Raw genomic sequence first — 11,562 nt, forward strand, 5'->3', positions numbered from 1 at the left:
ATATCCGTCGTGTTCTTATCAGCTGTAGTTTTTACCGCTGCAATATCCGTCGTGTTCTTGTCAGCAGTAGTTTTTACTGCTGCAATATCCGTCGTATTCTTATCAGCTGTAGTTTTTACTGCTGCAATATCCGTCGTGTTCTTGTCAGCTTTGGCATCAACAGTTTTTAACTGCGCTAAGTTAACAGCATCTGTAAATGACTTTGCTTCCAGCATTTATACCAGCAACTGTTACACTCGGCCCACCACTAATAGTTAAACCACTATTATTTAGAGTAGCATTCCCAATAATCACTGAACCATTAGCTGTTAAATTCAGGTCTTTTGCCAATGCAATTTTTAAACCGTCAGTTCCTGCTTCTGTTGTAATGTTGCTATTTGTACCAACAATACTCAATGTTTCATCTAATTTTTTAGTTGTTGTTCCTGTTGTACCAGTAAAGGTGATTCCTTTGTTTACAAGTGCACCACCAGTAGAACCTGCTTCAATTTTATCTTTAAGCTCTTTGGTTAAATCGACTGTATATTCTGTATTTAATGTACTAGAGTCATATACTGAATTAACAGCAATACCAGAATCGGTTGCGGCTTTTACGAAAGAATTTTTTGTGTTAATTGTGTACGTTGTTTGTCCATCAGCAGCAATAACACCTGTTACAACCGCATTCCCGCCAACAGAAGGCTTTACGACTGTTTGTAAGTCTAAAACCTGTCCAAGATTTACACCATCAGTAGCAACAAGACCTGCAGCAACATTCGTAATTTTCTTGCTACTCATATTTAAACTGCTAGCTGTTAGGCTTGGGCCATTTGTAATAACCAAACCACTATTACTTAATGCAGTACCATTCGCAAATGTTATACCTGAATTATTTACAGTTGTACCTGTTGTACCAAACTTCAATGATCCCGCTGTTGTTAGGTCTACATTGTCGGCAAGCTTAATTTTCAAACCATCGGTAGTATTAGCTTCTGTTGTAATATTGCTATTTGCACCAACAATATTCAATGTTTCATCTAATTTTTTAGTTGTTGTGCCCGTTGTACCAGCAAATGTAATACTTTTACCTAAAACTGCCTTAAATGCATCATCGACTGTATTTGCACCTGTAATTCCACCAATATTGGTCGCAGTCATAATACCTGTATTTGCATCTACAACAGCACTTGTTCCAATCACACTTGCAACATTCGTTTGAGCTGCTGTTAACTGTTTTACATTTACAGCATCATTAGCATCTGCACCATCTGCTATATTCTGTAGACGACGTTTTATTGTATCGCTACCAAATGAAACAACTGGATCTGTTGCTGTCACATCACTATTCGTTAGTGCAGATTTCGTTGCTGTTGCTTGCAATGTTTTAGATGATGCTCCAATAGCTACACTATTTTCCAAATCAGAAATAGTGTTTGCACCTAATGCAATCGCACCAATACCTGATGCATTTGCAGAGCGACCTGTAGCAATAGCATCATCTGCAACCGCTACTGATAAAACACCCTGTGCGATTGAACTTACACCTGTTGCACTTGCAGAGCGACCCAATGCTACTGCATCCTTTACTGTTCTAGCACTTCGACCTATCGATATAGCACCAGAATCACTTGCATTCGCTCCAAAACCCATAGCTACGGCAGAAGTTCCTAATGCTCTTGCACTATAACCTAATGCGACTGTGTTTGAACCTGATGCATTTGAGTTTGTTCCCAAAGCAGTAGCATAATCTGCTATTGCTGAGGCATTATTACCAACAGCTGTGGTCCAGGTATTAGTACTCTTTGATGCATTACCAACAGCAACAGATGAAGCTCCAGATGCATTAGCTGATGTGCCTAGAGCTACAGCATTACTAAAACTCGCAGTAGAACCTGATCCTATTGCGATTGTATTCGTTGCAGAAGCCGTTGCAAAATTACCATGTGCAATTGAACTCAAGCCACTTGCTGTTGATCCTGAACCTACTGCAAGTGCATTTTCAGCACTTGCTCTAGCTTGCACACCAAAAGCAATTGATGTTTTTCCTGATGCTGAAGATATACGACCAATCGCTAAAGCATCATCTGCACTTGTCGCAGATAACGAACCTAAAGCCAATGAGCTAAACCCAGTTGCATTTGCTCCATAACCGAGCGATGTTGCACCATACCCATTTGCTACAGCACTATGACCTAGTGCTACAGAGCTATCGCCTTCTGCTTTTGAGCTATCGCCTTGCGCCAATGATGACTTACCTAAAGCATGGGTAGAATGCCCTAATGCAACTGCATTTTCCGCACTCGCTACAGATGATACACCTTGTGCAATAGAGCCTACACCCGATGCATTTGCAGCATTACCCACCGCAACTGCATTTTCTGCACTTGCTACAGATGATACACCTTGTGCAATAGAGCCTGCACCCGACGCATTTGCAGTATTACCCACCGCAACTGCATTTTCTGCACTCGCTACAGATGATACACCTTGTGCTATTGAACCTATACCTGATGCATTTGCCTTATTACCCAATGCAATTGCATTTTCCGCACCCGCTATAGACAATACACCTTGCGCTATTGAACCTATACCTGATGCATTTGCAGAGCGACCCGTAGCAATAGCATCATCTGCAACCGCTACAGATGATACACCCTGTGCGATTGAACTTACACCTGCTGCATTTGCAGAGCGACCCAATGCTACTGCATCCTTTACTGTTCTAGCACTTCGACCTATCGATATAGCACCAAGATCACTTGCATTCGCACCAAAACCTATAGCTACTGCAGAAGTTCCTAATGCTCTTGCACTATAACCTAATGCGACTGTGTTTGAACCTGATGCATTTGAGTTTGTTCCCAAAGCAGTAGCATAATCTGCTATTGCTGAGGCATTATTACCAACAGCTGTGGTCCAGGTATTAGTACTCTTTGATGCATTACCTACAGCAACAGATGAAGCTCCAGATGCATTAGCTGATGTGCCTAGAGCTACAGCATTACTAAAACTCGCAGTAGAACCTGATCCTATTGCGATTGTATTCGTTGCAGAAGCCGTTGCAAAATTACCATGTGCAATTGAACTCAAGCCACTTGCTGTTGATCCTGAACCTATTGCAAGTGCATTTTCAACACTTGCTCCTGCTTGTACACCAATAGCAATTGATGTTTTTCCTGATGCTGAAGATATACGACCAATTGCTAAAGCATCATCTGTACTTGCCGCAGCCAATGAACCTAAAGCCAATGAGCTAAGCCCTGTTGCATTTGCTCCAGAACCAAGTGCTGATGCACTATATCCATTTGCGACAGCACTACGACCTATTGCTACAGAGTTTTCACCCGCAGCATTTGCACCAGTTCCCTGCTCAACGGCATTTACACCAGCTGCACAAACCTCATTCATAGAGACTACAGCACCAACAACAAGGCCAAGTTTCACTATAGACTTTGACGATTTTTTACATCCTTTTGCTAACTCGGATACAGCAACCCAAGCTCCAAGTGCTGAGTTCCACACTAATTTGTATACTTTATTCATATTTATTTATCTCTTTTTGTATTTTTAAAAACATTAATTGTTTTTGATTTTTGCAATTATTCACAAAACAATATACAGAATCAATACATTTATGATAATTGGATCACATTTTTATTATTGCATTATTGTAATTTCATGTTGCTTATCAAGTGATTGATGTAGTAATTAAATTCACTTAAATAATTATATTTACTTATTTTTTTATTTTTAAAACACGGTATTACAGTGTGTTTTTTTGTAAAAATACAACTTACAAAAATCTCTAAAATGCTTTATTTTTTTTGTAATTTTTTTTGTAACTGTGCTCCATAATTTTGGTGAAAACTTATAGCTAGGCTTCTCTTAAATAAATCAATTTCTGTATGAGCTTGTAATAAAATCACTTCCGCTAAAAATTAGACTGCACATTTCCTCCTTTGATTATTAGAGTTATTTTTCGCATATAATTATCATCAATTAAAATTTGAGATTAATCCGTGAAAATCATTTTTGCAGGAACACCTGAATTTGCAGCTTTTGCTTTGACGGCCTTAATAAATACAAATCACGAGATTGTTGCTGTATATACACAACCAGATCGAAAAGCTGGTCGTGGACAAAAATTGACAGCATCTGCCGTTAAACAACTTGCCTTAGAACACAATATTGCTGTGTATCAACCCCTTCATTTCAAGTCTTCAACTGAAGAAGGCTTAGCAGCTCAAGCAGAACTAAAAGCATTAAATGCTGATGTTATGGTGGTTGCGGCTTATGGTTTAATTTTGCCTCAAGTGGTATTAGATACGCCTAAATATGGCTGTTTGAATATTCATGGCTCATTGTTACCGCGTTGGCGTGGTGCTGCACCTATTCAACGTGCAATTGCAACGGGTGATTCTAAAACTGGCGTGACCATTATGAAAATGGCAGCAGGTTTAGACACTGGCGATATGATGTTTAAAACAGTGTGTCCAATCGAAGCAACTGATACATCTGCAAGTTTGCATGACAAATTAGCAGAGCAAGGTGCGCAAGCAATTATGGAAGTTTTAGAATCTGAAGAAAAATTACAACATTATTTAGCAACACGCGAAATTCAAGATGAAGCTTTAACGGTTTATGCACATAAGCTTTCAAAAGCAGAAGCACAAATAGATTGGGCGATTGACGCGAAGCAAATAGATTTAAATATTCGTGCTTTCAACCCATGGCCTGTCGCATTTATTGTTCTAGATGAACAAAATAACTTACGTGTTTGGCATTCACAGGTCTCTACTAGTACAACTAAAAATGCTAAAATAGGCGAAATTATTGCCATAGATAAGCACGGTGTACACATTGCCTGTGCAAATAATAGCGTAATTATTCTGACATCTCTCCAATGGCCAGGGGGTAAACCTCTAAATGCCGTGCAAATTATGCAAACCCAAAAATTGAATATTGGACAAATTTTATAATGAAGCAATCTCCCCACGCCTCAGGTAAAAACCTCAACTTACGTGCTCAGGTTGTTAAAACTTTATTGGCTGTCCAAAATGGTCAATCACTGCAGTCTGTATTGGCTCAACACATCAATATTGTGTCGGATAAAGACCGTGCGCTATATCATGAATTAGTGCTTGGATGCTTACGTCAATGGCATTCGCTTAAACAGTTAACATTGCCATTGTTGTCTAAACCTTTAGAAAATCAAGTTGTTGAAACTTGTCTTTATCTTGGTTTATATCAATTATTATGTACTCGTGTTGCAGCGCATGCGGCAATTTCAGAAACTGTTGAAGCAGCCAAACAACTTGGTATGGAAAGTTTAAGTGGCGTGGTGAATGCGATTTTACGTCGTGCTACACGTGAAACTGAACAATTTTATGATGTTCTAGAACAAGCACCGGGTTTACCAAGTTGGTTATCTAAGCGTTTGAAAAAAGACTGGCCAGAACAACTTGCTGAAATCAGCTATGAGTTAAAACAAGTTGCACCACTTACTTTGCGCGTAAATACACGCCAAGTTGGTCGTGATGAATACCTTGATATTTTAGAAGATGAAGGTATTGATGCCCATCGTTGTGAAATTTCAGATGTTGGTATCGTCATGGACGAAAGCTTACACATTCCAAGCCTACCAGGTTTTGAGGTGGGTGGTTTCTCTGTTCAAGATGAACATGCTCAATTATGTGCAACATTATTGCCAAACTTAGATGGTAAGTTTGTAATTGATGCTTGTGCAGCACCAGGCGGTAAAACGGCGCATATTTTAGAAAGCTTTGATCCTAAAAAATTAATTGCACTTGACCAAGACGAAAAGCGTTTAAAACGTGTTTCTGAAAACTTAGAGCGTTTGCTTCTAGATGGTAAGCACGTCGAAATTATTACGGCAGATGCTATAACCTGGACAACTCCTGAACAAGCAGATTGTATTGTTTTGGATGCACCTTGCTCGGCTGTTGGTGTTATTCGTCGCCATCCTGATATTCGTTTACTTCGCCAATCTACAGATATTGCAAAAACTGTAGAATTACAGAAGAAAATTCTTGAAAATATGTGGCAACAACTGAAAGTTGGTGGCACTTTGCTTTACATTACTTGCTCAATTTTAAAAGCTGAAAATGAACATCAAATGATTGAATTTTTCAACAATAATGCAGATGCTCAAGAAATTAAAATTGAGGCAGATTGGGGCATTGAGCAAATTCACGGACGTCAGCTTTTACCACAAGTTGGTCGTGGTGATGGTTTCTATTACTGCCGTATTCAAAAAGTTTAATTTAAGTTTCATCTAAGTTAAGCCATAAAAAAAGGAACCTCGAAGGTTCCTTTTTTTTATTTATTTGTCATTTAATTTAGACAATTATTCTTCATCAGGATGTTTAATCAAGTGCACTGTTGCCCAAATTAAACCACCCCACAGTAAAACTGTTGAAATGACCAACATGATGATTGCTGATGTATTCATCTTAGTTCTCCTCAGAATCGTGATCTTTTAAGCAACTAAATGCAATTGCACCAATAATAAAGACTGCGAGTACCGCACCTGCAACTGGCCATAAAACTTCTGGTGCATAACCGCCATAACCTTCGGTCACAACAGCCTTAAGGGTTAAACCCAAAGCCACTAGTAATGAAAGTGGCGTAACCACTGTTAATAAGAAGTCCCAACCTTTGCCCAATTTAATGCTTGAGTATTGGTTGATATGATCTTTCAACTGAGCCAATAAAGGACGACGGAACCAAGATACCAACACAATAGAAAGTAAACCACCCAATACAATACCAATATTATTGGCAAAATAATCAATAATATCTACGAAAGTAATTGCGCTGTTTGTAGAGAAAATAAGTGTCGAAACAATTGCAGAACCGCCACCTACAATTGTTACCGCTTTCTTACGTGACCAACCCAATTTATCTTGGAATGATGCAATTGGTACTTCCAAAATACTCACCATAGAGGTAATACCCGCTACAGCAAGTGAAGAGAAGAATAAGAAGCCAAACAAATCACCGCCTGCACCTAAACTTGAAATAATTTTAGGGAAAGCAATGAATGCTAAACCAATACCACCAGATACCACTTCATTTACAGGAACGCCTGCACTGTGTGCCATGAAACCTAAGGCAGCAAAAATACCAATACCTGCAAGAATTTCAAATGATGAGTTTGCTAATGCAACCACAACACCAGAACCCGTTAAGTTGGTTTTTACTTTTAAGTAAGATGCATAAGTCAGCATAATCCCGAAGCCAATAGACAACGAAAAGAAGATATGACCAAATGCGGCTAGCCATACTTTATAGTTAGCCATTGCTTCCCAGTTTGGTGTGAAGAATGCATTTAAGCCTTCGGTTGCACCTGGTAAGCGAACAGCCTGAATTACCATAATTGTAAATAAAACAACCAGTAATGGAATAAAGATTTTATTTGAAAGCTCTACACCTTTCTTCACGCCGCCATACAGAATGAACATGGTAATCGCCCAAACTATCACTAATCCAAAGAATAGTGTTGGTACGAAACCAAATTCTAAGCCACTACCATTTTGTAAGTAGGTATTAAAGAAGAAGCCTTGTGTATCTTCACCCCATTTTTGACCAATGGAGTAGAAAATATAACTACCTGCCCAAGACAGTACACTTGCGTAGTAAATACCAATGATGAGCGTGACCATCACTTGCCACCAACCTAAAGCCTCACTATTCATTAGCTTTTTATAAGCAGTTGGTGGAGCTTTTCTGAATTTATGCCCGACTGCATAATCTAGAAATAATAATGGTAAACCTGCTGCAAAAATTGCAACTAAATATGGAATTAAGAATGCACCGCCACCATTTTCATAAGCAACGTATGGGAAACGCCAAATATTACCAAGTCCAACAGCTGAACCGATAGCGGCAATAATGAAGCCTGATCGCGCAGACCAATTTTCACGAGAATTTGTCATAAAACACCTAAATGTTGGGTACTTCATTGCTGCTTGTTATTAGGATATATACGCAAGCAAGAAAGCTGCCAATTAAATTTTTTTGTCCGATTTAGTTTTACGCCTTTTGGGCATGTTGTTCTAAATAGCAAACAAAACACTATTGAAAATGTCTTGCTTAAAGTCCATTTTTTAATATGTGTCTTATATGAAATCCACAATAACGAGTTTTTACTTATTTTTGTGTATTTTTTGCAAATTTTTTAGTTTTTATAATCAATTCTTTAATAATAGATTAAAAATTATTCGCATTTTGAAAACACTTTAAAAATTATAGAGTAATTTTATGATTAACCATAGTTTCTGTTATTTTTCACTTAAAGCGATAATGACCTATAATTTTATAATCATACAAAATATTTGTTTCCTGAGTCCCTAATCCAATGTTATGAATGATGAGTGGTGTATCACGAAAAAGTGCTCTTTTATTAGAAACAATACCAATATGAACTAAACCTTTTCCTAAGTCCCAAGCCACAATATCCCCAGCCATATACTTTTGATCTTTCACTTCAAAGCCTTTTCTTTTCAGATAAGTTTGAATATTAGGAACGCGTCTGTGATCAATATTTTTATCAGGAGATTTTAAACCCCACTTTTGAGGATAGATTTTAAAATTCTTCTTCATATCTTCATGAATTTCTTTTTGTAAATCTACATCTTGCTTTCGTAAAGCACGAATCACCACATCTGTGCAGACACCTTTATATAAAGGAACATCGCCCATTGGATATTTAAGTTTCGTATATGCAGGATCATATAATAACGTTTTTCCTATTTGGCTTTTGGCATCTTTCACCAATTTTTCATTCGAAAAAGCCCAACTACTAATAGAAACTAAAATTGAAACTGTAAAAACTAAAATTTTATTCATTTGAATTATCATTTCTCAATATCTGCAACTATATTTTTCATAGTTGCAGACTTAAATCCTGTAATTTAAAGATTAAAGTTTAATGGCTAATACGCGCTCTTCTTGCATATCTCGAATTGCAGATTGAATGCCTTCACGCCCTAAACCTGAATCTTTCACACCGCCATAAGGCATGTTATCTACACGAAAAGATGGAATATCATTAATAATAACGCCACCGACATGTAGGTTATTCCATGCATACATCATCTTATTCAAGTTTTGCGTATAAACGCCCGCCTGTAAACCAAAACGACTCGAGTTGATTTTATCTATACCTTGTTCAAACGATTTATATTTTTCAATAACTGCAACAGGACCAAAGACTTCATCTTTATAAACTTCAAGTGATTCATCTACTTTTTCAAGCAGTGTTGGCTCGAACATCACACCGTTAACATCACCACCAGACAATAATTTGGCACCTTTTTTTACCGCTTTATCGACCCATTTTTTTAAACGGTTTGCCTCTGCATCCTTAATCATCGGGCCTACCATCGTTGTTTCTAAAGATGGATCTGCTGCTTTCACTTTTTTCAATTTCGTAATGAGCTTTTTCTTCACTTCTGCATAAATATCGGCATGAATCAAAATACGTTGAACGCTAATACATACCTGCCCTGCGTGGTTATAAGCACCACCGATTAAACGATCTATAAAGGCATCGGTAATTTCAGTATCGGGCTCAACCAATACAGCTGCATTTCCGCCAAGTTCCAAAGTCACTTTTTTTCGACCTGCACGGGCTTTCATATCCCAACCGACAACATCTGAACCTGTAAAACTGAGCAATTTAAAACGATCATCTGTGACTAAAACATCTGCATGTTCACGAGGGCATGGTAAAACTGAAAATGCACCTTTTGGCAAATCTGTTTCTGCTAAAACTTCGGCGATTTTAATTGCAGAAATAGGCGTTAAACTTGCAGGTTTAAGTACAAAAGGACAGCCTGCTGCAATTGCAGGTGCAATTTTATGAGCCGTTAAATTCAATGGAAAATTAAAAGGACTAATTAACGATACTGCTCCAATTGGTACTTGTTTAATAAAACCTTGATAGCCTGAAGATGCTGCTGTTACAGCCAAAGGAATCAGTTTCCCTTCATCTAATTGCGTAACTGCATCTGCTGCAATTTGGAATGTATTAATTAAACGCTCGACTTCTGCCGCAGCTGCTTTACGTGGTTTTCCACCTTCTGCAATTAAAATTTCGGTCAGTTCATCACGCATTTCATTAAATCGTTTTACGCAATGTAATAAAATTTTTTGCTTTTGAAATGGCTCAAGTTTTGCCATTTCTTTTTCTGCTTTTACCGCAGATTGAATCGCTTTTTCTAATATTTTTTCATCTGCCAATGCCACACGTGCAAATGTAGTCTGTTTATATTTATCTTGTACATCTAACCATTGTTCGGTTTTGTAAGCCTTACCTGCAACATAAAGTGGATAATCTTTAACGTGTTGATTGCTTTCGGTCATTACAACATCCTCTTTCTATAAAGCATTTATATTTACTTGCCTTATATAATGCGCTTAGTTGGCTCAAGCTTCATTCTTTTTAAGTAACAATTTGATGTTTCAAACATGTACGCTATTTCGTACATTTATTGAAGAAAATGTCTAATATCTATCATTTTTAATTTTGTATATATTTAAATCATACAGAGACAGGTAGGTCTCAATATAAGAAAGAATAAGAAGAAGATAATAATAGATAGCAGGAGTTTTACCTTTAATTGAATACAAAGAAACCCCGTCAGGATGATGGGGTTTTCTTTTATTTTCAGCTACATATTTCATTTTTATAATCAAAATAAAGCTAATCTAAGAAATTTTTTTTTAATCTATTAACAAATAAATAGAATTTTATCCAATTTTACCTATTAATCATTCTTAGATAAAATATATAACTCTTTCATTTCCTGTGTATCAGACATAAACCATTCTATCATTTCCCAATTATTTAATTCTGTAGATGCATTTCCCATACTCTTCCTAATAGCTAATAGCATTTCAGATAGAAGAGAAAGCCATATAGATGTTTGAACAAGGGCATCATTATTAGTAGTATTATCATGTTTATTATACGAGTAGACATGTTGCATTAATGCATTATAGGCTTTTATTACATCATCATCTGCTACTAGTGAAAGTTTGAATGCTATCTTACGGTAGTCTACACTTAACATACGACCAATACTTAATTGATCCTTTGTTTTTCCTTTATATTTTGGATCTGAATTAAAAATAGCATCCGTTGTAAACATAATAATAAATGGCTCTAATAAAGAATTATATGTTTCTATCCTATCTTGATGCAGTTTATCTTCTAACTCTCTTATACGTTCTAAATTTCTAAATTCAATATTCTTTGAACTCTCAAACTTATTTTTTATGTGCCATCCTAAACCCGTTAAGACTAATACTAACACTGGAGTAATAGTACTACTTAATGCAACCACATAGTCAATCCAATCTTTTTCCATAGTTTTCATATATTTAGTTAATTCTATATGAATATAATTTGGCCACCCTCAAAAGCAATCAATACATTTATTCAAGATTTCACCCTTTATTATTTTTCAAGCATAAAAAAACACCCCCTGTTATAAGACAGGGGGTGTTTTAGAATTAATGAGCTGGCGATGACTTACTCTCACATGGGTAACCCCA

Annotated in this window: 9 protein-coding genes; 2 read left to right on the forward strand and 7 right to left on the reverse strand. The window is 37.0% G+C overall.

Features of this window, described 5'->3' with window-relative positions; genetic code table 11:
• Both A6M14_RS14070 and A6M14_RS04265 read right to left on the reverse strand, forming a co-directional pair.
• A partial coding sequence (locus A6M14_RS14070) for a hypothetical protein (protein WP_206669619.1) occupies window positions 1-215 on the reverse strand: 215 nt, incomplete at its 3' end.
• Window positions 181-3,522, reverse strand: coding sequence for an ESPR-type extended signal peptide-containing protein (locus A6M14_RS04265; protein WP_152873777.1), 3,342 nt, complete (start codon window positions 3,520-3,522; stop codon window positions 181-183). The genes A6M14_RS04265 and A6M14_RS14070, both read right to left, overlap by 35 nt.
• Window positions 3,523-3,998: 476 nt before the next feature.
• Here A6M14_RS04265 and fmt point away from each other — a divergent pair, with 476 nt between their 5' ends.
• On the forward strand, window positions 3,999-4,958 hold the full coding sequence (gene fmt, locus A6M14_RS04270; protein ID WP_163121904.1) for a methionyl-tRNA formyltransferase: 960 nt from the start codon (window positions 3,999-4,001) through the stop codon (window positions 4,956-4,958).
• A complete protein-coding gene (gene rsmB / locus A6M14_RS04275) occupies window positions 4,958-6,262 on the forward strand; it encodes a 16S rRNA (cytosine(967)-C(5))-methyltransferase RsmB (RefSeq protein WP_152873778.1) in 1,305 nt (434 codons plus the stop codon). Before fmt ends, rsmB begins: the two co-directional genes overlap by 1 nt.
• Window positions 6,263-6,346: 84 nt before the next feature.
• Here the strand turns inward: rsmB and A6M14_RS04280 are convergent, their stop codons facing one another.
• From A6M14_RS04280 to A6M14_RS04300, 5 genes are all read right to left on the reverse strand, one after another.
• Window positions 6,347-6,451, reverse strand: coding sequence for a methionine/alanine import family NSS transporter small subunit (locus A6M14_RS04280; protein WP_152873779.1), 105 nt, complete (start codon window positions 6,449-6,451; stop codon window positions 6,347-6,349).
• Between the two features lies 1 nt (window position 6,452).
• Window positions 6,453-7,937: a sodium-dependent transporter gene (locus tag A6M14_RS04285; RefSeq protein WP_152873780.1), complete on the reverse strand. Its 1,485-nt coding sequence runs from the start codon at window positions 7,935-7,937 to the stop codon at window positions 6,453-6,455.
• 352 nt (window positions 7,938-8,289) lie between these two features.
• A complete protein-coding gene (locus A6M14_RS04290; protein WP_241678038.1) occupies window positions 8,290-8,850 on the reverse strand; it encodes a DUF1287 domain-containing protein in 561 nt (186 codons plus the stop codon).
• 72 nt (window positions 8,851-8,922) lie between these two features.
• Window positions 8,923-10,368, reverse strand: coding sequence for an aldehyde dehydrogenase family protein (locus A6M14_RS04295; RefSeq protein ID WP_152873782.1), 1,446 nt, complete (start codon window positions 10,366-10,368; stop codon window positions 8,923-8,925).
• A 404-nt stretch (window positions 10,369-10,772) separates the two neighbouring features.
• Complete coding sequence (locus A6M14_RS04300) at window positions 10,773-11,375, reverse strand: hypothetical protein (protein WP_152873783.1); 603 nt, start codon at window positions 11,373-11,375, stop codon at window positions 10,773-10,775.
• Window positions 11,376-11,562: the final 187 nt, after the last annotated feature.

Origin of the sequence: Acinetobacter portensis, assembly GCF_009372215.1 — a bacterium.
Lineage (GTDB): Bacteria > Pseudomonadota > Gammaproteobacteria > Pseudomonadales > Moraxellaceae > Acinetobacter > Acinetobacter portensis.